Annotated in this window: 23 protein-coding genes; 11 read left to right on the top strand and 12 right to left on the bottom strand. The window is 42.0% G+C overall.

The annotated features are described in order from the left end of the window. Positions 1 to 130: 130 nt before the first annotated feature. Positions 131 to 3,457, bottom strand: coding sequence for an AAA-like domain-containing protein (locus tag EWV68_RS13380; RefSeq protein WP_287170076.1), 3,327 nt, complete (start codon positions 3,455 to 3,457; stop codon positions 131 to 133). Positions 3,458 to 3,571: 114 nt separating this feature from the next. Between EWV68_RS13380 and EWV68_RS13375 the strand changes: the two genes are divergently transcribed. Continuing rightward, complete coding sequence (locus EWV68_RS13375) at positions 3,572 to 3,928, top strand: hypothetical protein (protein WP_287170075.1); 357 nt, start codon at positions 3,572 to 3,574, stop codon at positions 3,926 to 3,928. 117 nt (positions 3,929 to 4,045) lie between these two features. Then, positions 4,046 to 4,282, top strand: coding sequence for a hypothetical protein (locus EWV68_RS13370; protein WP_002738997.1), 237 nt, complete (start codon positions 4,046 to 4,048; stop codon positions 4,280 to 4,282). A 64-nt stretch (positions 4,283 to 4,346) separates the two neighbouring features. On the opposite strand, the gene EWV68_RS13365 is transcribed toward EWV68_RS13370, so the two are convergent. Further along, positions 4,347 to 5,270 carry a lysylphosphatidylglycerol synthase domain-containing protein gene (locus tag EWV68_RS13365; RefSeq protein ID WP_287170073.1) on the bottom strand — a complete coding sequence of 308 codons (924 nt, stop codon included), beginning with the start codon at positions 5,268 to 5,270 and terminating at the stop codon, positions 4,347 to 4,349. A 38-nt stretch (positions 5,271 to 5,308) separates the two neighbouring features. Between EWV68_RS13365 and EWV68_RS13360 the strand changes: the two genes are divergently transcribed. Then, entirely contained in the window at positions 5,309 to 5,812 is a 504-nt protein-coding gene (locus EWV68_RS13360; RefSeq protein ID WP_287170071.1) for a hypothetical protein, read from the top strand. A gap of 37 nt (positions 5,813 to 5,849) precedes the next feature. Here EWV68_RS13360 and patR read toward each other — a convergent pair whose 3' ends face one another. Further along, complete coding sequence (gene patR / locus EWV68_RS13355; protein ID WP_287170069.1) at positions 5,850 to 6,698, bottom strand: heterocyst master regulator PatR; 849 nt, start codon at positions 6,696 to 6,698, stop codon at positions 5,850 to 5,852. A gap of 274 nt (positions 6,699 to 6,972) precedes the next feature. On the opposite strand from patR, the gene EWV68_RS13350 reads away from it, so the two are divergent. Next, complete coding sequence (locus EWV68_RS13350) at positions 6,973 to 7,803, top strand: tetratricopeptide repeat protein (protein ID WP_287170067.1); 831 nt, start codon at positions 6,973 to 6,975, stop codon at positions 7,801 to 7,803. Here the strand turns inward: EWV68_RS13350 and EWV68_RS13345 are convergent, their stop codons facing one another. The 6 genes from EWV68_RS13345 to EWV68_RS13320 form a co-directional block, all read right to left on the bottom strand. Further along, positions 7,804 to 8,661, bottom strand: a complete 858-nt coding sequence (locus tag EWV68_RS13345) for a DNA-formamidopyrimidine glycosylase (protein ID WP_287170065.1) — start codon at positions 8,659 to 8,661, stop codon at positions 7,804 to 7,806. A 222-nt stretch (positions 8,662 to 8,883) separates the two neighbouring features. Further along, positions 8,884 to 10,227, bottom strand: a complete 1,344-nt coding sequence (locus EWV68_RS13340) for a cytochrome c biogenesis protein (RefSeq protein WP_287170063.1) — start codon at positions 10,225 to 10,227, stop codon at positions 8,884 to 8,886. A gap of 50 nt (positions 10,228 to 10,277) precedes the next feature. Beyond that, positions 10,278 to 11,006 carry a cytochrome c biogenesis protein CcdA gene (locus EWV68_RS13335; protein ID WP_002736734.1) on the bottom strand — a complete coding sequence of 243 codons (729 nt, stop codon included), beginning with the start codon at positions 11,004 to 11,006 and terminating at the stop codon, positions 10,278 to 10,280. Between the two features lie 121 nt (positions 11,007 to 11,127). Next, the gene (locus EWV68_RS13330) at positions 11,128 to 11,490 is read right to left on the bottom strand and encodes a VOC family protein (protein ID WP_061430215.1); all 363 of its coding nucleotides are present in this window, start codon (positions 11,488 to 11,490) and stop codon (positions 11,128 to 11,130) included. A 2-nt stretch (positions 11,491 to 11,492) separates the two neighbouring features. Further along, positions 11,493 to 12,449: an ABC transporter permease gene (locus EWV68_RS13325; RefSeq protein ID WP_061430216.1), complete on the bottom strand. Its 957-nt coding sequence runs from the start codon at positions 12,447 to 12,449 to the stop codon at positions 11,493 to 11,495. Continuing rightward, a complete protein-coding gene (locus EWV68_RS13320; protein WP_287170061.1) occupies positions 12,450 to 14,183 on the bottom strand; it encodes a peptide ABC transporter substrate-binding protein in 1,734 nt (577 codons plus the stop codon). A gap of 204 nt (positions 14,184 to 14,387) precedes the next feature. Between EWV68_RS13320 and EWV68_RS13315 the strand changes: the two genes are divergently transcribed. The 5 genes from EWV68_RS13315 to EWV68_RS13295 all read left to right on the top strand — a co-directional run bounded on the left by EWV68_RS13315 (position 14,388) and on the right by EWV68_RS13295 (position 18,484). Continuing rightward, positions 14,388 to 14,627 carry a DUF433 domain-containing protein gene (locus EWV68_RS13315; protein ID WP_271948277.1) on the top strand — a complete coding sequence of 80 codons (240 nt, stop codon included), beginning with the start codon at positions 14,388 to 14,390 and terminating at the stop codon, positions 14,625 to 14,627. A gap of 336 nt (positions 14,628 to 14,963) precedes the next feature. Then, positions 14,964 to 15,407 (top strand): hypothetical protein, encoded by a 444-nt coding sequence (locus EWV68_RS13310; RefSeq protein WP_287170059.1) that lies wholly within the window; start codon positions 14,964 to 14,966, stop codon positions 15,405 to 15,407. A gap of 22 nt (positions 15,408 to 15,429) precedes the next feature. Further along, a complete protein-coding gene (locus EWV68_RS13305) occupies positions 15,430 to 17,646 on the top strand; it encodes an NACHT domain-containing protein (protein WP_287170058.1) in 2,217 nt (738 codons plus the stop codon). Between the two features lie 260 nt (positions 17,647 to 17,906). After that, positions 17,907 to 18,185 carry a type II toxin-antitoxin system RelE/ParE family toxin gene (locus EWV68_RS13300; protein ID WP_287170056.1) on the top strand — a complete coding sequence of 93 codons (279 nt, stop codon included), beginning with the start codon at positions 17,907 to 17,909 and terminating at the stop codon, positions 18,183 to 18,185. A 5-nt stretch (positions 18,186 to 18,190) separates the two neighbouring features. Beyond that, positions 18,191 to 18,484 carry a HigA family addiction module antitoxin gene (locus EWV68_RS13295; protein WP_253852090.1) on the top strand — a complete coding sequence of 98 codons (294 nt, stop codon included), beginning with the start codon at positions 18,191 to 18,193 and terminating at the stop codon, positions 18,482 to 18,484. Between the two features lie 191 nt (positions 18,485 to 18,675). Here the strand turns inward: EWV68_RS13295 and murB are convergent, their stop codons facing one another. Then, complete coding sequence (gene murB, locus EWV68_RS13290; protein ID WP_287170055.1) at positions 18,676 to 19,554, bottom strand: UDP-N-acetylmuramate dehydrogenase; 879 nt, start codon at positions 19,552 to 19,554, stop codon at positions 18,676 to 18,678. Positions 19,555 to 19,697: 143 nt separating this feature from the next. Then, entirely contained in the window at positions 19,698 to 21,125 is a 1,428-nt protein-coding gene (gene murC, locus EWV68_RS13285; RefSeq protein WP_287170053.1) for a UDP-N-acetylmuramate--L-alanine ligase, read from the bottom strand. 402 nt (positions 21,126 to 21,527) lie between these two features. Between murC and EWV68_RS13280 the strand changes: the two genes are divergently transcribed. Further along, positions 21,528 to 22,544, top strand: a complete 1,017-nt coding sequence (locus tag EWV68_RS13280; protein ID WP_002799040.1) for a type I glyceraldehyde-3-phosphate dehydrogenase — start codon at positions 21,528 to 21,530, stop codon at positions 22,542 to 22,544. A gap of 117 nt (positions 22,545 to 22,661) precedes the next feature. Here EWV68_RS13280 and EWV68_RS13275 read toward each other — a convergent pair whose 3' ends face one another. Next, complete coding sequence (locus tag EWV68_RS13275; RefSeq protein WP_287170051.1) at positions 22,662 to 23,438, bottom strand: ABC transporter permease; 777 nt, start codon at positions 23,436 to 23,438, stop codon at positions 22,662 to 22,664. A 126-nt stretch (positions 23,439 to 23,564) separates the two neighbouring features. Here EWV68_RS13275 and EWV68_RS13270 point away from each other — a divergent pair, with 126 nt between their 5' ends. Then, positions 23,565 to 24,677 carry a DegT/DnrJ/EryC1/StrS family aminotransferase gene (locus EWV68_RS13270; RefSeq protein ID WP_287170050.1) on the top strand — a complete coding sequence of 371 codons (1,113 nt, stop codon included), beginning with the start codon at positions 23,565 to 23,567 and terminating at the stop codon, positions 24,675 to 24,677. Positions 24,678 to 25,270 lie beyond the last annotated feature (593 nt).

Genomic DNA, 25,270 nt, shown 5'->3' with positions numbered 1-25,270 from the left:
AAATCGCAGTAATGTCTGTTTCTATAAGGGTTTCATCCCTTATAACCCTGTTCGTTTCATAAGACAAACCGAAGAGATCAAGAAATTAACTAATTAATTTAACCTTTGCCCCCACCCAGTCAAACCAATTTTAAAATGTGAATGGTTTTATTTTCCTAGTACAGGGGGATAGAGCTTCTCGTTTTTCGGGACGATTCCCGAGATAATCTTCTAACCAAAGACAACCTCGATCGAGCAATTTTTGTAAATAATTATATTCTGTTTCTAAGGGCCATCGATGCTTTTGACCATCCCTAGAAATAATCACAATTTCTTGACCATCAGGACTAAAAGTGATCCCATAGACGATATCTTCTTCTATTTTAAACTCGGAGCGCAAATTTCCGTCAATGTCCCAGCGTCTAGCTGTACCATCCCTTGAAATAGCAGCGATTTTTTCACCATCGGGACTAAAACTAACTCCATAAACGGGAAAAGAATCGGTTTTAATCTCCTTTAAAATATTGCCCTGTAAATCCCAAATTTTAATCTTTCCCCGAGTAGCGGTAGCAATTTTTTGGTCATCGGGAGAAAACACCAAATCATAGATAATACTATCATCGGCTGTCCAAGAATTAATCAATTTAGTCCGATGATTGCTTAAATGCCAGTATTGAACTTTTCCCTCGCTTGTTCCCGTGATTATTGCTGTTCCCTCTCCATTAAAAGCAAGACTATAAATCGGTACTTGACTAGCGGTAAATTCTTGAAGCATTGTTCCTTTTTTGCTCCAGATTTGTACTTTTCCACTTCTTCCTGTAATCGCTATCTGATTACTATCGGGATGAAAAGCTATACTATAGATTGAGCGCATTTTTGTGGTAAATTCTCTAATTTTTTTTCCCTGGGAATTGAGTAAAGTAATTTGACCATCTTTGTTAGCAATAGCGATAATACTGCCCTGGGAATTAATGCTAACACTGGTATTATCGACCCTAGTTTTATTTAAATTGTTCAGCTGCCAAATTTTAGCCGTTTCATCACTCGATCCAGTTACCACCTCTTTTCCATCTTGACTAAATACAGCAGTAAAAACTGATTCTTGATGTCCTCTAAGAGTAGTTATTTCTTCCCCTTGCATTCCCCAAATTTTAGCACTACCGTCACTAGATGCAGTAATTATAAACTGTCCATCAGGACTAAAATTAACACTGTTGACAAAATCTTGATGTCCCCGGAAAGTAGCTATTAAATTTCCCTGTAAATCCCAGATTTTAGCAGTTTTATCGGCCGCTGCCCCGGCAATTTTTTGACCGTCGGGACTAAAATTAACACTATAAAAAGTCTCAATATTTTCTTGACCTAAACTCAAGATAATTTTACCTGATAAATCCCAGATTTTAATCGTACCATCCCGGGAAGCGGTGGCAATTTTTTGACCATCGGGACTAAAACTAGCTGCATCTATCGATCTTTTATGTCCCTTAAATACCTGTAAAGTTTGACCTGATAAATTCCATAATCTAGCGGTTTTATCCCTGGAAGTGGTGACAATTTTTTGACCATCGGGACTAAAACTAACACTATAAACTGATTCTTGATGGTCAGGATAGGTGACTAAATTTTGCCCTTGCAAGTTCCAAATTTTGGCGGTTTTATCTTCGGAAGCAGTGGCGATTTTTTGACCATCGGGACTAAAACTAACACTATAAACTGCTCCTTGATGACCTGTCAAAGTTTGAATATTCTCACCTTTTTGATTCCAAATTTTTACCGTTCCATCTTGAGAAGCAGTGGCAATTTTTTGACGATCAGGACTAATACTAACACTATAAATAGTCCCCCGGTGTCCTTGCAGTTGGTTTTTTTCTTGAATGCGATCTAAAATTTGTTGCAGGGTAATAATTGGACTGGTAGCAGGATATTTACTCAAGGTTTGGTCATCAGTAACGATATTTTTTAAACTATTGACTGCTTGCATGGATGCAATTAAAGATTCTAATTGTTCAAATTGAAATTGTTGCCAATAACTATCACCATTGCGCTGTAATTGAATACCTAATTGAGCGCTTTCTACTTGCTTCCATGCTTGTTTTACCTGAATAAAGGCTAAGAGAGAACCCAAAAGAGAAGCAATTAAAATTACCGAGCCAATTTGAATTCTTTTGGTGGCTTTTTGGTGAGCGATTGCTAGAATTTTATTAGCTTGCTTCTGAGTTTCTAGGCTAATTTCTGCCTCTCTTTTATCGAGATTTTGACTAGCAGTTAAAAACTGATAATCAAGATTACTTAAGCTTTTCCCCTGAGACCAATCGAGGGCATTATTTAAAGCTTTTCCGCGTAAAAGCCGCGATTCATCGGTATAATTAGACTGTTGCCAGGCGGCAAGTGCTTCTGAGTAGGGACGCAATTGCTCTAATTGTTTTTCCACCCAATTGAGATTAAATATTTCTCGATAAATAGGATTATAAACTACTAATTGATTATCCTTTTTTACCACTAATCCCGATAACCTTAATTCCCCTTGTTCTGGACTATCATCGCACAGGATTGCACCTTTTTCTAAAATTTGTTGATAGATGCCTAACAAACGACCCGCTTTGTCTTGATTTCTTAACAAGCGATCGGCAATAGTTCGCAGATGAACTGGTTCATCATGAGATTCCCAATTATTAATAATTCTCTCTTTGATCAGCGTCTCAATATCTAAATTACTTTCCAGCAATAGCTGACAGATTTTCTGGGTTAAAAATGGCTGTCCTCCCGTCCAAAAAATAATTTTTTCTAAGCAGTCGGGTTGATAATTACTTTGACTGGATAATCCCGCAGCTAGAGGAGCAATTTCTGCCAGATTAAATCCCGTTAATTCGATCGCTTGGCCGATATTAAAAGATGTTTGGGTCTTTTCGCGAATTAAATCTGCTGGGGTAGCAACACCGAATAAAGCGAAAGTAATTCTTTCATACTGGGCATTTTCCGCTCTTTGGTTATAACAATAACGAATCAGGGAAAAAAAGTCATCTAGAGAAAACTGTAAACTGAGAATTTTATCGATCTCGTCGATAAAAATATATATTTTCTCTCCCCGACAATAAACTAATAAAACTTCCTCGATAAATTGTCCCAAACGCTGCACGGGAGGTAAATCCTCTCGATCGCGCAACCAGGATTTAAGATTAATTTTTCCCGTCAGATTAAATCCTAAAAACAAACGGGTAATCACCCCGTTATACCATTGGGATAAATTATCATTACTACCAATGCTGGTTATATCTACGGACGCGCAATCCATGCCTAATTGCTGTAAGATATGAGTCACTCGTACCCTTAAACTGGATTTACCCATCTGACGACAGTTAAAAACGTAGCAAAATTGACCATTTTTTAACGCCGTTAACAGTTCTCGATCGGCATTTCTCTCGATATAGGTAGGATGGTTATAGGCAAGACTACCCCCGACACGATATTGATAATTCATGATTCTTAAACAAAATTATCCCAATGTCACCAACGGAAATAAAATAGACAATTGTGATGGAGATATCTATAATGCAAGGATAATCGCTATTGACAACCTATCCGCAAGGCAATTATGAAGAAAACTTTTTTCACCTCCATCGCCGTTAGTGCCACCCTCGTCAGTGGTATTGTTTTAGGTACTCTTGATGCTGGCAGTGCCTCCGCTTGTGCTTTCGCTAAAGGTAAAAGCATTTTTGGCAGCAATACCACCTTCCATGTCAATCCTAACAAACTTATTTTAGGGGTTGCCGCCGCTACAGGAGCAATCACCGTAGCCGGTGTTTTAAGTTACCGTCGTTTTCACTCCGGGCAGCCTCCTGAAGATGCCGCCGCTAAGCTGCCGTCGGTATTTCCTATCCCCATTCCCCCCGTCGCTTTAAATCAGGCAGTGGAAGTGGAAGAAGCGGCAGAAACCAGCAAAATCTCCTAAAAATCCGCTAGATTTCCTCAAAAAAGGTGTTGGCATCCCCGCAGCTTTCCCGCTAGGCAACACCTTTTTCTGGCTAATTGTGTCCCAGTTATCAGAATTTCCAGCCATTTTTAAGTTATGTTAAAAGGTGCAACCCTACCACCAGAGGTAAAGATGGGCAACTCTACCACATTTTCTGACACCCCACTTCACAAAGATCATCACACTTGGGAGCATTTAAAACAAGCCATCGCCGCTAGTTCCGGTTTTCGGCGTTGGCAGCAAGAACAACTAGAATCAGGTAAAAATAGAGACGATGCTGATGCTCGCATTTGTTCCTATCTACGGGAAACTTTAGAAACTTTAGCCTACTAGATTGATGCTCCCCAGCTATGACGGCATGGGGACTTTTTTGTCCGTTTAAGCTAATTGGCGGTCCCTATTTTCTGCGAGCTTCGTAACCCAATAACCAGACAAAAGCGACAATTAAAGGCAGGAAATAATAAATAGCTCGATAGGCGATTAAAGAGCCTAAAAGCTCGGCATTAGATACATATTCGGGGCGTAATCTCAGCACGATAAACTCAAAAACCCCTATTCCCCCCGGCACATTGCTTAATACCCCTGCCGTCATGGCAAATACATAGAGACCGAAAAATCCTAAAAACGAAGTATTGTAGCTGCCCGGCAGAAGAAGATAGAGAACTCTAGCGGCTAATATCCAATCGATAAAAGTCACCAAAATCAAAGCTAGGGAAAGAGTCCAAGAGGGTAAATAGATATTTTCTTGGCCGATTCTTATTGGTTTTTTATAGGTGATAGTCAAGAAAAAATATCCCGTAACCAGCAATAAAAAAATTATTCCTAAAGGTTTAGTAGTTAAAAAAGGTAATTTTAAAAGTTGAGGAATCCGTTGGGGATCGAGGAGGAAACTTAAACCACCAATCCCTAACATTCCTAACCAAAAGCTTAAATGGGTAAAAGTAATAACTTTGGCAATATCCACCACCCCCACCCCCGCAGGAGTATAGAAACGATAACGGATTGCTGTCCCAGAAAATAAGGTCAAACCAATGGTATTACCAAAAGCATAACTGATAAAAGCAGTGCGGATAATAGTACCTAAAGCTAAGGGATGATTGATATAATAAAAACCTAGGCGATCATAACCCGTCATCGACAAATAACCCAAAGCCATCCAAAAAATAGCTTCTAGCTTAGCCCTTGTGGTAATATGATCCAAACTAGCCAAGAGTTGGGCAAAAGTGTAGTGTTTAAATTCTTGACTAATTGCCCAGACCGCTAGAATAAATAAACTCAAAGACAGGATAATCGGAGCAAAACGCCGGATTTTTTTATACATCTTACTTTTTACGAATTACTTTTGACTCATTAAAATTTATGAAAAGATCAAAGTTAGATTTAGCTAAACGTTTAAATCGATCCCGAAAAAGGAAATATGATAAATTCCTGACTTCCTCCTTATATTTAACAATTATTCTGGGTTTATTTTATCTACTCTACCTCAATCTTCCTTGGTCTTTTCATCTTTTTGTGCATTGGGTGACTAAAGGGGGTGATTTAGACAAAATTCCTGCCAAATTTTATGCAGAACTTAATCAATTATGTTTGAGGGCAGATAGTAGGGGGGAAGTAAGAACGAGAAACTATACAGAACATACAGAAATCGCCGAATCTCTTGGTACATTTAGATGTACTTTAGTGAATGGTGGTCAAGAATGGTTAATAGAAGATTATAAATCTTTTAGTTCTGCCGATGAAGCGATTTTAGGCACTCAGTTAGCGGTTTTTATCGCCGAGATTTTGGGAACAGATTATAGTTATAACATTCGCGCTTATATTCCCAATACTAAGTATCAAATAGCTCCCAAAACCAAGTCCTAGACTAGGGATGGGTTTCTCACCCATCCTTAGAAAAAAATTAGTTTTCCGATACGGGTTTTGGTCGGGAAGGCCGAGGGATAGGGGATTGTCCGGGGGTAAAAGGTCGTTTTTCTTCTTCCCCCGAAAGATGACGATTTTTATCAAAAGGCTTTTTAAAACCTCCCTTACCCATCGGTTTTTTCTTGCTGGCAAAACCGAGGTCTAAACCTTCCAAAATGGTTAAGGCATCTCCTTTAAGTTGTACCTGAAAATCCCAAAAACGACTGATCGGTTTACCAGGTAAAGTGCCGCGCAATTTTAGTTTAAAAAACTTGGGTTTGTCCGCTTCAGTTTTGGGCATTTGTCGGATTTTGACCACTACCGCTTGATTTTCCCGTTCGGTAAAGATGACTTCGCCTCGAATCGAGAAATAACCCGGGGTAGAAGCGAGGAGAGGCTCTATCTCCTGATCATCCTCCTTTTTCAGGGTTTCTGGTTCCCAAACACCGACAATCTGAACATGAAGGGCATCATTTTCCTGACGGGTGCGCGGATAAACCACCCAAAGATGGGGTTTTTCCAGATCGAGATGATTTTTAACCAAACTGATCACCCGACCGAGAATCACAGAATCGATCAGAGTACCATCGGCAGTTAAAATATTGCCTTTAGTTAATTGTTCCTCCGATCGCTGATAATGGCCATAGACGAGACCGATCGCCCGATACTGCCGCAGATGACTGGGAGGGGGGATCGGTTGTTGACGTTTGACTTCTTCGGGGGTGGCTGACTCTACGGCTAAATCAGCCTCGGTATGGGGGGATTCAAGGGGGACTTCCTGAATTTCCACTTCAGGGGTCGGGGGGGTTTTCGGTGATTCGGTAAACCGATTCCCAGGACGATTCATATCACACTCCTAGCGGCGGAGACACATAGTAAATTAGTAATCAAGCAAGTCAAAAGCGCGATCTGGGGGGTTACAATAACCCTCTAGGGCGACTCTACTGGCATCTAATATATTAAGAACCATGATCTTTTGACTGTCAACCCAGTCAAAACCCTTTTGAGTCTTGACCGTTTGCCCATTGTACTTAATAAAGAGCGGCCAATTCGATCGATCCCCTCATCAAATCTCCAGATTTCCATAACATTTTCTTGTCTGTCCCCTCGCACCCCAGTCTATGAAAGCTTCTCTCTCTCACCGTCGTTGGCTGTCCATCGGTCTCGTGCTGATGTTATTTGCCTTGCTGTCTTTCTCGATGATGCCGCTATTGACTTCTATTCTCCAGAGTGAGCGGCACTCGGGCCAGAGTCATCTGTCCGCAGTCAAACAAGAGGAATTAGCCAGTCAAGCACTGGGTTATCAGATGGTTTTAGAGCGCGAACCCGATAATCAGACGGCTTTGCGGGGATTATTAGATACTCGCTTACAGCAGGGCGATTTAAGGCAAGCGATCGAACCTTTAGAAAAATTAGCGCAACTTAACCCCCAACAATCCGATTATCTACTACTTTTGGCGGAAGCGAAACAGCAAATAGAGGACTATCCAGGAGCCACAGCCAGTTATCGCGCTCTTTTAGCCTCCCATCCCCAAGAGCTGCGGGCCTTAACTGGATTAACTAATTTATTTCTTAGCCAAAACCGCCCGATCGAGGCGATTAGTCTGGTCAAAGATACGCTTGATCGCGCTTTAAAAGCTGCTGCCGATCCCAATAATCCTGCTAGTTTAATCGATATCGTTTCCGTTCAGTTACTTTTAGGCAAAATCTATTTCGAGCAGCAAAATTATCCGGAAGCTTTAAACGCCTATAAACAAGCTCAACAGATGGATGTTAACGATTTCCGACCGATTTTGGCGGCGGCGATCGTACTGAAAGAACAGGGCAAAAATCAAGAGGCTCAACCCCTCTTTCAAGATGCTCTCAGTCGCGCTCCTTTTGCTTACAGACAGGAGATTCAGACCCTAGCCGACGAAAATAACAAAATTGAAGCCACAGCCCCTAATCAGTGATCAGCTTTTTCTCCCTTCTCCCCTTGAGACTTGACACTGGGGACAAAAATGAGCCGAGCGCCCACTTAATTTAATTCTGGCAATAGTTGCACCGCAAAGGCGACAATTTTCGCCATTACGACCGTAAACCCAGGCCATCGCCCCATAATTGCCATTAACTCCCGTAACGTGGAGAAAATCGCTAAAACTGGTTCCGCCTTCAGTGATCGCCGTTTCCAATACAGAAATAATGTTTTTTGTCAATAAGTCTATTTGCTCAATTTTCAAGAGATTAGCGGCAGTTTGGGGATGGATGCCACTTTTAAAAAGAACTTCATCTGCGTAGATATTGCCAATTCCTGCGACTACATTTTGATCGAGGAGAAAAGTTTTAATCGGACGACGACTTTTTTGACAGTGACTATAGAGGTAATCGGCGGTAAAATTGCGATCAAAGGGTTCTAGTCCCAGTTTTTTCAGACCAGTAATCACGCTTTCTGGGGTTTTATCGGCGGCAATCCACCAAATTTTCCCGAAAGTGCGGGTATCGACGAAGCGCAATTCTTGCTGATTGGCAAAAAAGAAGCGTAAGCGCGTATGAATCGGCAGGGGAGTGGTATCTTTTACCCAGAGCAATTGTCCGGTCATACGCAGATGAACCCCGATACTGCTACCATTATCTAAATTGGCGAGGAGATATTTGCCCCGGCGCTGCCAATTAGTAATCGTGGTCTGAGCAATTCCTTGCAGAAAAGTTGCCTCGCAATTAGGATAGGCTAGGGTACGCTGTAATAATACTTCCCCACCGATAATTTTTTTGCCCTGGGTAACTTGATTTAACCCGCGACGTACCGTTTCTACTTCTGGCAATTCTGGCATATAAGTGATTGAACAAAATTAAGTTCTTGGTTAGGGTAGGCAAAAGGCAAAAGATAGATAAACAGAACTTTTTAAGTAAGTGATTCTAATTAAATATAAGATAGATTTTGCCTCTGATCCCCCCTGCCCCCCTTGATAAGGGGGGTGCCGATAGGTGGGGGGATCAGAAAATTTTTAACACCTACCTACTGATCGGGAAACGACACCAGATTAACGTCAATTCTACTTTAACTTTAGCCTTTCGATGGTATCAATTATTTCCCGTTCAAAACTGACTTGAGCGCGATTAGTTTTACCACCAATATAAAAGCGATCACCCGATTGTAAAGCCCAAATTTGGGAATGGGAAAAGTAACTCATTACCACTCCCATCATCAATAAACCAAAACCTAAATAGACGATCGGGACTCCCGGATCTGCCTTAATTTGTAAACCTGTACTTCCCACTAATTCGACTATTTTTAGATTAACTCCATTGATAGGAATCGTCATTCCTTCTCGTACAGCAGAGGTTAAATCTCCCTTAGCATCATAGACAATTACCGTACCTTGTAGATCTCTGGTTAAAAGAGAAACTCCCTCACTAAGATCGGTTTTAGTCGGAATCCAAGTTCCCCAGATTTGTCCATTACCTTTGGTGTCTAAACTAGCCATCGGTAGCTGTAGGATCGGACTATTATTCACCTGTACTTTTACCCCAGCAATTCCCCAACTGGTTTGATAAAAAGTCACCCCTTTATGGTGCAAAGGTTGGTTAACTTGAATAGTTTTGCGATCGATCTGCTGTCCTTGATTATCGATCACCGACAGATCAGAATAAAATTGTTCTATATCACCTTTAGGACTATAATCAATCCAAAAACGATTAACTTTAATCCCCCAATCCTTAGGGAGAGAATTTTTAGATAAGGGTCCAGCTTCAATAATATTTTTCACCTGAAAACTATCGCCACTAGCTACCATTTCTTGAGCGAAAAACCCCGTTAACGCTCCCCAGATCGCTCCTGCTAAAATAATTAACATGGCTGCATGAACGATAATCGGACCGATTTTACCAATCAGACCTTTACGAGCATAAAGACTGTTATTTTCTAGAAAAACTTTGTAGCCTTTTTTTTCTAACAAGGGGGTGAGGGATTCTAGGGAACCGGTTTCTAATTCAGCACTTAAAGCTAGTTTTTGAAATTGGCGAGATTGTTGATAAAATTGCCATTTTCTGGCCGCTTTTAAAGCGGGAAATTGTCGTCGGAAGGTGCAAGCGGTTAAACTGGAACCGAAGAGAATTAATAATGATAGATACCACCAGGTACTATAAACATGATTTAATCCCATTAGTAATAAAACTTTCCAAGTCAGAAAGCCAAATAAAGCGGGTTTTTCAGGATAATTAGCTTGGTAGAAAGATAGAGATTGTCCCTGTTCAATTACCGTTCCAGAAATGCTAAAAATAGCGATTAAAAGTAAGAGGATAATTGCTAATCGCAGATCGGCAATAGTCTGGATAAATTTACGTCCCCATTGAGGCGGTGTATTCTTTAAATTTGAGGAAGTTTCCGATATAGTCATAGTTAAAAGTTTTGCAATTCTAGCCAATTATCTATCATAACTCTCCACCATCACAGCAGACGGGATAATAAAGAAAAAACTCCAAAACCGATTAATAAAACCCCACTGACAGGATTAATCCACCCGGACCATTGACGTAGGGAAAGAAAGCTTTTCAGTGAGGCAGTAAAAGAACCGACGATAATTAAGGGTAAAACATAGCCAGCAGTGTAGGATAACAATAATCCCCCTCCTAAGCTTAAATCCCCCGTATTTGCCACCCATGCCAATAGAGTTGCCAGAACAGGTGTACTACAAGGAGAGGCGATTAAACCAAATGTTAAACCGAGAAGATAGGACCGCAAAATCGGAGGAAAATCGCCGGTAATCCAATCGGTAGCGCCAAGGGAGGGGAAGCGCAGGGGTAATAATTCCAAGAGGTTTAACCCCATCAAAATAGCGATCGCACTGACGATAATTGGTAAACCGATCCCCACCTGTCCATAGACTTTTCCTAAAGTAGCGGCAATTAGTCCCAATCCCGCTAAGGTGGTAGCTAATCCCAGGGAAAACCATGTGGACTGCCAAAAAGCCGCTAAACGACCTTGATTTTCGTAACCCCCGATATAAGCGACGGTAATCGGCAACATCGACAGCATACAGGGGGTAAGACTGGTGAGTAAACCGGCTAGAAAAATCACGGCAATACTGACAAAACTAAGGTGAGTTAGTTGGGAAGTCACTAAGCGATCGGCGTATTGTTCAAGGTGATAGAGTTGAGTCTGTAATTGGTCTAACATATTCGAGAATTTTTAAGCAATAGAACAAAATTAACTTCTTGGTTAGGATAGGCAAAAGGCAAAAGGCAAGAGGCAAGGGGTAGTTAGATATGTGTAATTAATTGTGTCTAGCTAATTAAGGCTAAATTTGGCTCATTTCTAGGATATTACCATCGGGATCACTGACAAATAATGCCTTTCTGCCTGAGGCACTCATTTGAATTGTATAACCTTGACTTTCTAGATAGTTACCCACGGCTGCCACGTCATCAATAGCGAAGGCAATATGAGGATTGCGTCCCCATTTTTCGGGATTGGGACGGTAGTTTTGGTAATTGGTATCGACAATTAAATGAATTTGATAATCTCCCACTTGATACCAAACCCCATCGTAGGGAAAAGGGCGATCGATTCTAGTCAATCCTAGAACATTTTCGTAAAAGTTAACGGCTTTTTCTAGATCGGTGACTAAAATCGCCGTGTGTAAGGATTTTGTGATGTTCATAGTTAATATCTGACTCGCGGATCGAGCCAACTATAGGTTAAATCGGCAATTAAGTTAAAGATAACAATTAAAATCCCATAGATAAAGGTAATCGCCATCACTACGGGGGTATCACTGCGGGAAATAGAATCAATTAATAAAGCACCGATACCCGGCACACGAAACACTTGTTCTGTGACTAAAGCACCGGTAAAAATTGAGGGAATATCGAGAGCAATCAGGGTGACAACGGGAATTAAAGCATTGCGAACTATATGCTTAGTGAGGACAGAAAAATTAGTTAGTCCCTTGGCTAAGGCAGTTTTAACGTACTCTTGGTGAATTTCTTCGGTTACGGAAGAACGCACGAAACGCATCAACATCGCCCCTTGATATAAGCTTAATACGGTTACGGGCATAATTGACTGTTTAACCTGCTCGATCAAACTATTAAAATCACTGATTTTTAGGGTACTGTTATAAAAAGATGGTAGCCAGTTTAACTGCACACTAAAGATAATTATTAATAATAATCCCGTTACAAAGGTGGGTAAAGAAAAGCCCAGCAGGGAAAAAGTAGAGATGATTTTGTCTAACCAAGAATAGCGCTTGACTGCTGAAATTACGCCTAAAGGAAAAGCAATTAAAACCCCGAAAATATAGGCAATACCGACAATCCAGAGAGTTGTGGGTAAACGCTGCCAAATGAGGGTAAAAACCGGGCTGCGACTGGTGAAAGAATAGCCCATATCTCCTTGAAGAAATGCTAACAACCACTTGACATAACGCACGGGAAGCGGTTGATCTAATCCGAGACTTTTGCGAATATTTTCTCGCACCGCTTCGGTGATAGCGGGATTAGCTGCAAATTCCCCCATCGGATCCCCCGGCGCTAGGGCCAAAATGCCAAAAACCACCATACTAATAGCTAAAAGAGTGGGAATCGAAAATAATAATCTTATCAGAAAATATTTGAGCATTTATTTACTACGCTTCCAGTCTTTGATGTTCCAAGTATTTCTATCCCAGGGAGTTAATTTAAACCCCGACAAACTATTGCTAATTGCCACCACATCGGCACGATGAACTAGGGGAATAATCACAAAATCATTAATTAACATATCATTCATTTTAATCACTATTTCTCGCCGTTTTTCTGGGTTTAATTCTTGAGTAAAAGCTTGCCATAATTTATCGTATTCAGGATTACAATAACGAGCATAATTATCCCCGGCCCAACCATCAGCTTTTTGGGGAATTTCGCTACAGGTAAAGGTTTTAAAATAGGCTTTCGGATCGGGACTATTATTACCGGTAGTGTACATTTGTAGGTCAGCATAAAACTTTTCTACCGTGTCATCGTTAGCAGGATCGCTAGAAAAGAAAATACTGGCATCAACAGTTTTTAATTCTACTCCTACCCCGATCGCTTGTAAACTTTGTTTGATAATTTCTTGGGTTTTCTGACGGAGAGGATTGACAGTAGTTTGAAAAACTACTTTCATTTCTACCCCATTTTTATCCCTAGTACCATCACCATTACTATCTTTCCATCCCGCATCATCTAGTAATTTCTTAGCCTTTTCTAGATTAAATTCATAGCTAGTATTGGGAGAATTATATTCCGATGGCATCACAATAAAATTAGGAGTTGTTTTCCCAGTAATACCATAAAGTTGCGTGGCAATAGTATCTCTATCAACGGCTAAAGATAAAGCTTCTCTTACTTTCACATCACTTAAAAAAGGATGGGGAAACTTAATACTAGACCTCTCACCTTCAGGAGTAACTTGATTAGGATCACTCAGATTAAATAAAACTCGTTCAATCAAAGAACCGAAACTAGATATTAACTGACCCCGACCCGCTTTTTCTAAATCACTTAAAACCTTAGCCTCTACTTGCAAATTATAGGCATAATCCGCCTCCTGTGTCTGTAAAACCGCTCGTGCCGCAGAAGTGGCATCACCTCCTCCTTTTAATTCTATTCTTTGAAAACCTAATTTATCCGCTTCTCGAAAGAAAGAATTTGGTTCATAAACTGCCGTATCTCCCGGTTTAAATTCTACCACTTTATAGGGGCCAGTTCCCACCGGTAATAAATTAGCAGGGGCCTGGCGTGCCGTTTCATTGCTATACTTTTCATAGAGATGTGCTGGTAAAATCATCCCTTCTGTCCCCACAAAAACTAATGACCACGCGGGATTAACTTGCTTAAAAGTTATTTTAACTGTATGGGGATCGATCGCTTCCACAGTTTTAACTATTTCATAATTGCCAGCGCTAGTAGAACCGGTTTTCGGATTGGTAATAAAATTATAGGTAGCGATGACATCTTTGGCAGTAAAAGGAGTACCATCTGACCATTTAATATCTTTTTTTAGCTTCCATGTCACCGATTTACCATCCCGGGCAACTCCCCCATTTTCAATAGTAGGAATTTCTGCCGCTAAAAAAGGAACTAATTCCCCTTTTTCATCGAAACTAGCCAAAGGTTCTAAGGTAATGCGACTCGCTTCTGAGTCTTTGAATCCCGTGGAGAGATGGGGATTTAAAATCGTCGGTGCTTGCCAATATAAAAGTTTTAAAGTTTCTGAATTATTATTGGTCGTTGCTGGGGGATTATTAGCTGTTTGTTGACGACAAGCACTAAAAAGCAGCGTACAACTAAGGGATAAAATTAACAGGGGCAAGAAAAGCGATCGCTTAAACATTTTTAATGACAATCAATAATTCAACAGGGTGACTTAGGTGATTCCCTACCCCACCAATAACAAGTTATCAGACATTGAGTCTTGATCTCGATCGATTAATTGATTATTTGCCTTTATCCATTCCTAGTCAAGTTAAATCGATCGTGCCATAATAGCGGGCCTGTACTAGACAATAAAATCTTAGCCACGGCGACGAAAATGCTTATGACCTTATTTCATCAGGGTGCGACGGCAGCGGAAATCGTTAATCGTTACCCATCACTAAACCTAGCTGACGTTTACGCCACGATCGCTTTTTACCTCAAGCACCAATCGGAAGTAGAATCCTACTTGCAACAGCGACAACAGCAAGCACAGGAGATTCCGGTAATCAATCAAGGGAGATTTGACCCCCAGGGATTGCGAGATCGCTTTCTTGCGCGTAAAGCAGCGCGGCAAGCATGATTAAGCTTCTGGTTGATGAGAACTTTGATAATACTTAACTGGTGCGTTACGGCGGATTACTAATTTTGTTTTTTCATTCCAAGCTTATCACCGCCTAACGCACCCTACAAAATTGCTTTTGCATGAGTAGATAATACTTAACTGGTGCGTTACGGCGGATTACTAATTTTGTTTTTTCATTCCAAGCTTATCACCGCCTAACGCACCCTACAAAATTGCTTTTGCATGAGTAGAAAACGGGTTTCTTGGAGAAACCCGTTTTCTGTGCGTTACTCAAGGGATTTAGTATGACTTCACAGATTAATATAGGAATAAATCTTCTTGGTAAAAAATATTATGTTTGGCAAGAAACAACCGAAACAACCGAGCCAATCGCAAAGTATGAGCGGTGTAACCGTCAATAGCGGTGTCGTTCAACAAGCTCAAGCGGGGCGCGATCTCCAGCAAATTCAATCAGGAAATCTGAAAACCCAACAGGAAATCACCAATACAGAGGTGGTTAAGCAGTTGGAGAATTTGGAAACAGCAGTGAAAGCCTCAGCCCTGACTCAAGAACAGAAAGATGAACTCCTCGATTATCTGCGCCCTGCCAAGCGCGAAGCAGCAAAGGAAGAGGGGAGCAAGGATTTAGTTGGACAAAATCTAAAACAGGTCAATGAGACGCTGAAAACGGTAAAAGAAACCACAGAGGCGGGAAAAAGCCTGTGGCAAACTGGACAGGAGGTTTTTAATGCGATCGCACCTTGGCTGGGTGTAGCGGCGAAATTTATCGGGCTATAGAACGTTTTATGAGGTACGAGTAATGGCTTCCCAGGATCAGAATATTGACCATAGTAGGATCACCAATAGTTCGGTTCAGCAGGTACAAGCTGGACGGGATGCTGTCAGCTTTCTCAATAGCCATGATAACCAAGTCATCATTGAAAATACTTTTCTGCGCTTGTTTGGCATCTCAGAGTCAAGCCAAGTAGATTGGGATTGGGGCAAGCTGTTACTAGAAAAGAAACAGTTGCCGGAAATTCGCCAGCGTTTGACTGATACTTTGGGGCGCGATCGCATTTTTATGGATGTGGCAATCGCAGAACAGCCATCCTGGGTAAATCGATCGCCCTTGGAAGCAGATCGCAGGTTGCAAATTGATGGGGAAGATTGCGGCATTCTCGATCCCAATAAAATGCTAATTGAAACTTTTGGGAGGGATGATATTGGCGGGAAACTGCTGATTTTAGGTGCGCCGGGATCGGGGAAAACGACGGCGTTGTTGAGTTTAGCTGAACAGTTGGTTTGTGGTGCGTTAGCGCAGCCGAAAACTGTGATTCCAGTTTTGTTTGAACTTTCTACTTGGCGCGATGATAAGCAAAGCATTCACAATTGGCTGATTGAACAATTGTATGATTTGCATGGGGGCAACCGAAAAAGCAAAATCTATGAAAAATGGTTAGAGAGACAGATATTATTGCCTCTGTTGGATGGTTTAGATGAATTAGGGTTAGAAAGACAGAAAAAATGCACTGACAAGCTGAATGAGTTTGCGAAGAAATATTCCCAAATGGTGGTTTGCTGTCGGGTAAAGGAATTTGAAACAGTAAATATCAAGCTTCATAACCTCAGAGGTGCGGTGTGTCTCCAGCCTTTATCTGATGGGCAAATTGAGGCTTATCTTCACAGTATCCACCGCTCGGAATTGTGGTCAGCCATGCAGACGAATCCTGCGTTACAAGCCCTTCTAGAAACGACTCCAGAGGGCGATCCTGGCTTATTGCGAGTGCCTCTATTCGTTAGGTTGACCGCCGATGTGTACGATATAAATGAACCTATTAGCAGCAAAAAATACCTATTAGAGAAGTATATTGAACGTCAGTTATCTTTTGATAGACGATCCCAGGATCGCCATAAAGTAATAGAAAAGCGTGAATGGGCTTATAAAACGGTAGAAACGGAACCCAAGCTACAGGAAACTATCAGCAGTCTAAGCTGGATAGCACGGCAATTACAGGCTAACAATACGGTGGATTTACTGATTGAAAAAATACAATTTTCGTGGCTAAATCCAGGTATTAATTTTTTCATATTCAGATTTATTAATTTACTGACAATTACAGCTTTGTTGGCAGTGAGCTATGGCTTGCGTGGCTGCCTCAGTATAGGATTTCTAGGAGGTTTATTTGGCGGATTATTGAGCGTTAGTTCACTTTTTGCTGAAATTATTGTTGAAGGTAGCAGACAAAGTAAAATAGGGGAATTGCTTTTGCCTACAATCATTGGAATATATGGTGGAGCTTGGATAGGAGTAATTCTTGGTCTAATTATCGGAATAGTTATAGGCTTAAAAAATGGTTGGACGGGCAATATTAAATTGTCTGAAAAATTAGCTTGGTTAGGAAAAGTTGATGAATTCACATTAATTATGTGTTTAGACAATAATTTTAATTATAATAATTTTGACATTTTTTTCTTTTTCTGGATCATCGTATTAATAATCTTCTTAGTAATAGTAATATTATCAATACTTTCAGCTTCAGTTTGGGAAGGATACGCATTAATTTTAATTGTGATTTTGACTTTAGCAATATTGTTTTTGTTTTTTTGTGCATTTGCTGTGATATTCTATCTAACAGATCGGATATTTTGGGGGTTAAGTAGTACAGAAGTTGAAAAAAAATTTATTCCTAATCAAGGAATTTGGAAATCAATTAAAAATGCCCTAATATCGGGGGTTATTTCAGGTATATTGTTTGCTCCTATGTTTAAATTACTTATCTACGGACTTAGTTTAGAAAAATCCATGTTTTTAGGACTATTGGTTGGGGGCATAGCCTATGGATTACCTTATGGCGGAATGGCTTGTATACAGCACCTTTGCTTGCGTTTTTTTCTTTGGAAAAGTGGCACTATCCCCTGGAATTTTGCCCGCTTCCTCAACTACTGCGTCGAGAGGCGTTTGCTGTTGCGTGTTGGTGGGCGTTACCGTTTTCTGCACCGCGAATTGCTCGATCATTTTGCCCAGAGTGGTAGCTGATCATGTATGGCTGAGTTGGCGAAAAGAAAAACATAGCGATCGCAATCTTGTAGGGTGCGTTCCCTAATGTGGCTCCTACCGCTCCACTAGCAGTAGGCTAATCTGGATAACACGCTTTTGGGCGTGATATACGGAAAGTTTCCGTATAATCAATAGTCCAGTAGTCGTAACGCACCACCCACGAGATATATTAAAAATAGTAGGCGTTATTTTTTTATCGTTGGGTTGTAACCAGTAACGTTATGGGTTACACTTAATGGATGATAGTCAGTTTCAAGCATCGAGGACTAGAGCGGTTCTTTGAGTCGGGAACCACCCGAGGCATTCAGGCAAATCATGCCCAACGAATTCGGCTGATTCTGGCTCGTCTCAGTGCTGCAACTTCACCGCAAGACATGAACTTACCCGGATTGGTACTTCATGAACTGGCAGGGCAACGTAAAGGAACCTGGACGGTGAGAGTATCTGGAAACTGGCGGATCACTTTCACCTTTGACGGTGTTGATGCTTGTGATGTCGATCTTGAGGACTACCACTGATGAAAATGCATAATCCACCACATCCTGGTGAAGTTCTTAAAGAACTTTGTCTCGAACCTTTAAATCTGACTGTGACTGAGGCTGCTGAAGCATTGGGTGTAAGTCGAAAAACCCTGTCTGCCATCTTAAATGGTAGGGCAGGTATTAGCCCCGAAATGGCAATTCGCTTAGGGAAAGCTTTCGATACATCTCCTGAAAGTTGGCTCAATCAGCAAATGCAATACGATCTATGGCAAGCAGAGCAGACAATTGGCAATATCAAAGTCAAACGGCTATCAGTGCGATCGGCGATCGCGTAGGGTGCGTTAATTAAATGTAACGCACCACCCACGAGATATATTAAAAATAGTTAGCCGTAGGGTGCGTTCCCTAATGCAACTGCTCCACCAATAGATTTTTGGGGAACGCACCATGCTAGAGGATTATAAAAATATTTGCCGTCGCACTCCAGCCCATCGTGGCTGAGTTCAACCGTTATCGAGAAAAATAGTTAAATCCCGTCAAATTCCCCTAAAACTTTCACCTCTGGTTCTAACCAGAGGGACCAGCGATCGAACACTTGTTCCTGCACATGGCGAATTAAACGCAGAATATCCGAGGCTTTTGCTGAACCAATATTCAGGATAAAATTAGCGTGTAATTCTGATACTTGCGCCCCACCAATTTGATAACCTTTTAATCCCATTTCCTCAATTAAAGCCCCGGCAAATTGCGGTTTAGGATTGCGGAAAACACTACCACAACTAGGACGATCATAGGGTTGGGTATTTTTGCGATGGCGTAAATTATGGGTAGTAATTGCCATTATTTCCTCACAATTATCGGTAGCTTCTAACTGAAATGTGGCTTCGACAACTAAACGTTGATCCCCTTGCAGAGAAGAACTGCGATAACTATAATTTAAATCTTCTTTGCTTAAAGTTTCTAACTGACCATCGGGATTTAATACCAGCGCCCGCACTAATCGATCCGCCACACAGGAGGTATGTGCGCCCGCATTCATCACCACAGCACCCCCCACCGTACCGGGGATACCCACCGCCCATTCTAAGCCCTTCCAGCCCCTTTTTGCCGCTCTCCAAGCTATTTTTGGCAGGGGTTCCCCCGCCGCTGCTGTAATCGTAGCAGTTTCGGCATCAAAACAACTCGATCGCAGATGGCGAGTATTGAGGACAAGTCCGGGTAAACCTCGATCGCTGATTAGTAAATTTGAACCAGCCCCCAAAACAGTCAAGGGTAAATCTTGCGATCGCACCCAAGCGAACAATTCTCTTAATTCCTCTAGATTAACTGGTTCGGCATACCATTGCGCTCTTCCCCCCACCCGGTAGGAAGTGAACTCAGCTAGAGAAACAGAGGTTTTAATCATAGGGTTTTAGGGGTTGGGGGTTGGGGTTTTAGGGTTTTGGGTTTTGGGTGTTGAGGGTTGGGGTTTTAGGGTTTTGGGGTAGTGGGGAATTTAGCTGAAATTTCCCTATCTCCCTATCTCCCCATTTCCCCATTCCCTAGCTCCTATACTCTAACTGCTAATTGTTCGCGGTAAAGAGAGAGCATTTCGGGGATAACTTGATTGAGATTGCCAGCGCCGAGGAACAGAGCTAGATCCCCTGGTTGGAGAATTTCTAGCAGGAATTGACCTAAAGAACTCAATTCGGGGTGATAGTAGGCATTTTTATGGTGTTTTCTCACCTGTTCGACCACTTGCTGCCCCGTGACGTGATTGATATTCACTTCCCCGGCACTATAAATATCCGTTAAGACTACCACATCGGCGGAACTAAAAGCGGCTCCGAATTCCTCCAAAAAGGCAGTGGTGCGACTGTAACGATGGGGTTGGAAAATGGCGATCGAACGTTGGTACTGTTTGCCTTCTACCTTCAATTTTGCCGCCGCTAAAGTGGCTAACAATTCGCTAGGATGGTGGGCATAATCATCGATAAAAGTAATGCCGTTTGCCTCTCCCTTGTGTTCAAAACGGCGTTTTGCCCCGGCAAAAGTAGCGATCGCATCGGCAATAACGGCAAATTCTAAACCGAGATAACGTCCGATGGCAACCACTGCCAAAGCATTACTAATATTATGTTGCCCGGGGATTTTCACTTCCATTTGTCCCAAATAACTACCCTTTTCCCAGACGGAAGCTTTCATCATTCCCTGTTCATAGATAATCTCGCTGACGGTGTAATCCGCACCTTTTTCGGGATCGAGACTATAACTAATCGTCGGACGGAAATGCTCGGCGATCGTGTCACAATCTAAACAAGCGACTAAAATCTGGCACTGATGGGCGAATTCATGGAAAGTATCGATAACTTCGCTTAAATTATGGTAATGATCGGGGTGATCTAGCTCAATATTAGTGATTACGCCGATTTTCGGTGCGTGTTTGGTTAGGGAACCATCGGACTCATCGGCCTCTGCCACTAAAAAACGCCCTTGACCAAGACGAGCGTTACCTTCCCAAGCGTCCACCTCACCACCGACAATGATCGTGGGGTCTAATCCCGCTTCTAACAAAACGTAACCGATTAGGCTGCTAGTGGTGGTTTTTCCGTGGGTGCCGGCGACGGCGATACTGTCGTAATCAGCGATTAAAGCCGCTAAAACGTCGCTACGGTGAAAAATTGGGTATCCTAAGTCTCTGGCCGCTTGATATTCCTTGTTATGGTCATTAATCGCCGTGGAGCAGATTACTTGCGGAACTGTTTGGCTACTGTTTTGAGGGACCGGAGAATGAAATAAAGCTAAATTATTTGCCTCTTGACGGTGGAAAATGTGCGCTCCCGCTCCCTGTAGCCGTTGGGTGATATGGGTAGGACGTAAATCCGAGCCAGACACAGGTAAATTGCGCTCGGCTAAGATATAAGCGAGGGCTGACATCCCAATACCGCCAATACCGATAAAATGGAAAGGTTGGCCGTTAAAATTAACTTTTTTCACTGTTTTCACTCCTCAGAGCCACGATTATATAAGTTTTAAACTCGATCGGTAGTAAAGTCAACTTCATGATAGGGGCATTTGAGCAGAATTCCCAAATGTTGCCCAGTTGCCTTGCAAAATCCTTGACGCAGAATTAAAATTTTTTCTCCCAATTCCTTTTTTTGGGGTGTGGGTGTGGGGTGTGGGGTGTGGGTGTGGGTGTGGGGTGTGGGGAGAATCAATAAAAATAATCTCGGAGTCTCGGAGTCTCGGAGTCTCGGAGTCTCGGAGTCTCGGAGTCTCCTGAATGGTGAGCTAATAAATTATTTCCGATCGGGATCGCAAAGTTCAACCTTTAAGGTATGATTGGGAACATTAATTATTTTTTTATGTATTGCACTAAAACGTAGAGGGCAAGCAGCAGTGATTAGAGTAGCGATCAATGGTTTCGGACGGATTGGACGTAATTTCCTAAGATGTTGGTTAGGACGGACTAATAGTGGCTTGGAGGTAGTGGGGATCAATGATACATCCGATCCCCGGAGTAACGCTCACCTGCTCAAATATGATTCGATGTTAGGCAAACTTAACGCTAATATCGATGCCGATGATAATTCTTTAATTGTTAACGGTAAAACCATTAAATGTTATTCCGATCGCAATCCCCTCAATCTGCCCTGGGCAGAATGGGGTGTAGATCTAGTGATCGAAGCTACTGGTGTTTTCGTCGATGAAGAGGGCGCTTCTAAGCATATTGTCGCAGGAGCTAAAAAAGTCCTCATTACCGCACCGGGTAAAGGTTCGGGTGTGGGAACCTATGTCGTCGGTGTCAACGCTCACGAATACGAACACGATAAATACAATGTCATCAGCAATGCCAGTTGTACCACCAACTGTCTGGCTCCTGTCGTCAAAGTGATTCACGAAAACTTCGGCATCATCAAAGGGACGATGACCACCACCCACAGTTACACTGGTGATCAACGCATTCTGGATGCTAGTCACCGGGATCTCCGTCGCGCTCGCGCCGCTGCCGTTAACATCGTTCCCACCTCCACCGGTGCCGCTAAAGCTGTAGCCTTAGTTATCCCCGAAATGAAAGGGAAACTTAACGGTATCGCCCTGCGTGTACCCACTCCTAACGTTTCTGTGGTGGATTTAGTCGCACAGGTGGAAAAAAGCACGATCGCGGAACAGGTAAACGAAGTCCTCAAAGAAGCTGCGGAAAATTCTTTGAAAGGAATTCTCGAATATAATGATTTACCCCTCGTTTCCTCTGATTATCGCGGTGTTGATGCCTCCTCGATCATCGATGCTAGTCTAACGATGGTGATGGGTGGCGATATGGTGAAAGTTATCGCTTGGTACGATAACGAATGGGGTTACTCCCAACGGGTGGTTGATCTCGCTGAAGTCGTCGCCAGCAAGTGGAAGGCCTAATTTTTAGCCGTCAGGAGATAGGGAAATGGGGTGATGGGGAAATTCAACTAAAACCCCAAAACCCCAAAACCCCAACACTCAACACCCAAAACCCTAACACCCACCTCCCGATTCCTTTCAACTGATAAGTGATAAATTCTCACTGAAAAAGCGCCGATAGATTCCCTCTGTCACCAATTGAGCGGTGATTAGGTTAGCTAGGGCAATCATAAACAGGATCAGTATCTGGTAGGAAGCGGCGTTTAAAGGTTCACTTCCTGCCAATACCTGTCCGGTAAACATTCCGGGTAAACTGACTAAACCCACCACCATCATCTGATTGAGGGTGGGGATTAAACTAGCTCGAATCGCTTCTTTTTGATAACCTGCGATCGCCTGTTGAGGGGTTGCCCCCAAACAAAGATGGGTTTCGATTTCTAAACGGTGACTTTTAATCCCACTGCTTAATCTTTCCCCGGCTAAAGAGGCACTATTCATGGCATTGCCTAACACCATCCCCGTCAAGGGAATTAAGTATTGGGGTGAGTACCATTGTTCTGGTTGAATAATTAAAGCGATGGCATAACCTAAAGTTAGACAGCTACTAATCAATAAAGAGCCGAAAACTAGCGGTAATAGGGCTTTATCCCGGCTATCAATGCGATTTTTAGCAACAATAGTCGCAATAGTCATCATTACTGCCAAAATCCCCAGCACTGCCAGAGGATTATCGAGGGAAAAAATAACGGCGATAACGTAGCCTACCACTAATAATTGCAGGATCGATCGACCGGTCGCTAATAATAATTGTCCCTCTAGAGCTAAATTTGACCAACGGGAGAGGAGTAAACAAATACCCATCATCCCCAAAGCCCAACCTAAATCCACCAGATTTAGTTCTACTAATCCATCCATAAAAATAAAAGAAACAAATTACAAGGGTACTTCATCTATAAATAGCAAGTTTATAATTATTTTTGACTAATTATTCCTTTTTTTCCCCAACAAATCCCGATTAGTCTCTAATTTGAGTGAAACCGCGTGAGTAAAATTCCCCCCGTCGATTTATCCCGTCAATACCAAGTCATCAGCGAAGAAGCTAACCATGCCGTTTTAGAAATCCTCCGTTCTGGGCGCTATATTGGTGGCGAAGCTGTGAGCGAATTAGAACGACAATTTGCCCTCTATCACGGTGTTAGCGATTGTGTCGCCTGTAATTCGGGAACCGATGCCCTTTATCTGGCACTACGCGCCCTCGGTATTCAAGCGGGGGATGAAGTAATTACTTCTACTTTTTCGTTTATTGCCACCGCCGAAGCGATTAATTTAGTCGGGGCAGCACCGGTTTTTGTCGATATCGATATCAATACTTTTAACCTCGATGTGGCACTGTTGGAAAAAGCGCTTACTCCCCAGACTAAAGCGATTATCCCAGTACACCTTTTTGGGCAATCTGTCAATATGTCTGAGGTGGTAAATTTCGCTCGTTCCCATAATTTATTGGTGATTGAGGATTGCGCTCAAGCAACGGGAGCAGAATGGCATGGGCAGAAAGTGGGGAGTATCGGCGATATTGGCTGTTTTAGCTTCTTTCCCACCAAAAATTTAGGCGGTTGTGGCGATGGTGGCGCAATTACCACCAATAACCCCGAGTTAGCGGCACAAATTCGCATGATTAAAGAACACGGCAGCAAGGTGCGTTATCTCCATGAGGTAATTGGGGTGAATAGCCGCTTAGATGCCATTCAAGCGGTTATTTTGCAAATTAAGCTGAAATACCTCGATTTTTGGAATAATCAACGGATCGAGATTGCCCAACGTTATCGGGAATTACTGCAACCTTTGCCTAATATCACTTTACCCGCCGCTTTAGCCGGAGGTAAGCACGTTTGGAATCAGTACACAATCCTAACGGAAAATCGTGACCAAATTCGGGCAGCTTTGCAGGAAAAAGATGTCCTATCCATGGTTTATTATCCGATTCCTCTGCATTTACAGCCGGTTTATCAGTATTTGGGCTATAAAAAAGGTGATTTACCCGTGGCTGAATTGGCCAGTGAAAAAGTGTTATCTTTACCTATGTTCCCCGATTTAAGCTTCGAGGAACAACAACAGGTAGCCTATGCGCTGAAAGATTGTTTGCATAGTTTTTAAATTGATGATTTAGCCGAGGATTGAACTAATGAGTTAGATAAATGAGCGTTCAAAACCAGCCGAGGATTTACTAAATAACTTAAGAAAAGTCAATCGTAATTTAGTCTATGATGCCTGGGATTTCTGGCGTACTCTAACTCAAAGAGATGAACCATAAAAAGTCATCAATCAAAGAGAAATTCGTTTTATCGGTTTGAAACGTAGTGGTAATCATGCGGTGTTAAATTGGATTAGAGCGCAAGAACAAGACCATTGTTTTCTGAATAGTGTCAATGTTAGTACCAGTCCTTTTAGGCATTTTCATCTACACTTCCCCCACAAAGGTTTTCGAGAGGAAGCTTGGGGTAATTTCAAGACTAAAAACTGTTTTTTGTATAGCTACGAAGATCATAGTATTGCCAAAATAACTGAGCCAAAATATCAAAAAAAACATGATCTTTATGTGGGCAAAACCAGTCATAGGTATGATGTACTTTTATAGTCATTTCAAATAAGTGTGAGACGAGGGAAAAATAAGGTAAAATCAAGAGAAACGAGCAACCCATACAGAAAAATGTCTTATAGCCTAGACTTGAGAAAAAAAGTAATCGATT

It is taken from the genome of Microcystis sp. M_QC_C_20170808_M9Col (assembly GCF_007095495.1).
In the GTDB taxonomy this organism is placed as follows: domain Bacteria; phylum Cyanobacteriota; class Cyanobacteriia; order Cyanobacteriales; family Microcystaceae; genus Microcystis; species Microcystis aeruginosa.
The sequence above is the reverse complement of the archived record's forward strand: the minus strand, read 5'-3'. Positions and strand labels throughout refer to the sequence as shown.

Coding starts and splice junctions, on each gene's coding strand:
- EWV68_RS13330 (WP_061430215.1), bottom strand. CDS start 11,490: ATGAACATCACAAAATCCTTACACACGGCGATTTTAGTCACCGATCTA.
- EWV68_RS13360 (WP_287170071.1), top strand. CDS start 5,309: ATGAAAAGATCAAAGTTAGATTTAGCTAAACGTTTAAATCGATCCCGA.
- EWV68_RS13375 (WP_287170075.1), top strand. CDS start 3,572: ATGAAGAAAACTTTTTTCACCTCCATCGCCGTTAGTGCCACCCTCGTC.
- EWV68_RS13305 (WP_287170058.1), top strand. CDS start 15,430: ATGGCTTCCCAGGATCAGAATATTGACCATAGTAGGATCACCAATAGT.
- EWV68_RS13340 (WP_287170063.1), bottom strand. CDS start 10,227: ATGACTATATCGGAAACTTCCTCAAATTTAAAGAATACACCGCCTCAA.
- EWV68_RS13350 (WP_287170067.1), top strand. CDS start 6,973: ATGAAAGCTTCTCTCTCTCACCGTCGTTGGCTGTCCATCGGTCTCGTG.
- EWV68_RS13325 (WP_061430216.1), bottom strand. CDS start 12,449: ATGCTCAAATATTTTCTGATAAGATTATTATTTTCGATTCCCACTCTT.
- EWV68_RS13310 (WP_287170059.1), top strand. CDS start 14,964: ATGTTTGGCAAGAAACAACCGAAACAACCGAGCCAATCGCAAAGTATG.
- EWV68_RS13295 (WP_253852090.1), top strand. CDS start 18,191: ATGCATAATCCACCACATCCTGGTGAAGTTCTTAAAGAACTTTGTCTC.
- EWV68_RS13345 (WP_287170065.1), bottom strand. CDS start 8,661: ATGCCAGAATTGCCAGAAGTAGAAACGGTACGTCGCGGGTTAAATCAA.
- murB (WP_287170055.1), bottom strand. CDS start 19,554: ATGATTAAAACCTCTGTTTCTCTAGCTGAGTTCACTTCCTACCGGGTG.
- EWV68_RS13300 (WP_287170056.1), top strand. CDS start 17,907: ATGATAGTCAGTTTCAAGCATCGAGGACTAGAGCGGTTCTTTGAGTCG.
- EWV68_RS13380 (WP_287170076.1), bottom strand. CDS start 3,457: ATGAATTATCAATATCGTGTCGGGGGTAGTCTTGCCTATAACCATCCT.
- EWV68_RS13365 (WP_287170073.1), bottom strand. CDS start 5,270: ATGTATAAAAAAATCCGGCGTTTTGCTCCGATTATCCTGTCTTTGAGT.
- EWV68_RS13275 (WP_287170051.1), bottom strand. CDS start 23,438: ATGGATGGATTAGTAGAACTAAATCTGGTGGATTTAGGTTGGGCTTTG.
- EWV68_RS13335 (WP_002736734.1), bottom strand. CDS start 11,006: ATGTTAGACCAATTACAGACTCAACTCTATCACCTTGAACAATACGCC.
- EWV68_RS13370 (WP_002738997.1), top strand. CDS start 4,046: ATGTTAAAAGGTGCAACCCTACCACCAGAGGTAAAGATGGGCAACTCT.
- EWV68_RS13320 (WP_287170061.1), bottom strand. CDS start 14,183: ATGTTTAAGCGATCGCTTTTCTTGCCCCTGTTAATTTTATCCCTTAGT.
- EWV68_RS13315 (WP_271948277.1), top strand. CDS start 14,388: ATGACCTTATTTCATCAGGGTGCGACGGCAGCGGAAATCGTTAATCGT.
- patR (WP_287170069.1), bottom strand. CDS start 6,698: ATGAATCGTCCTGGGAATCGGTTTACCGAATCACCGAAAACCCCCCCG.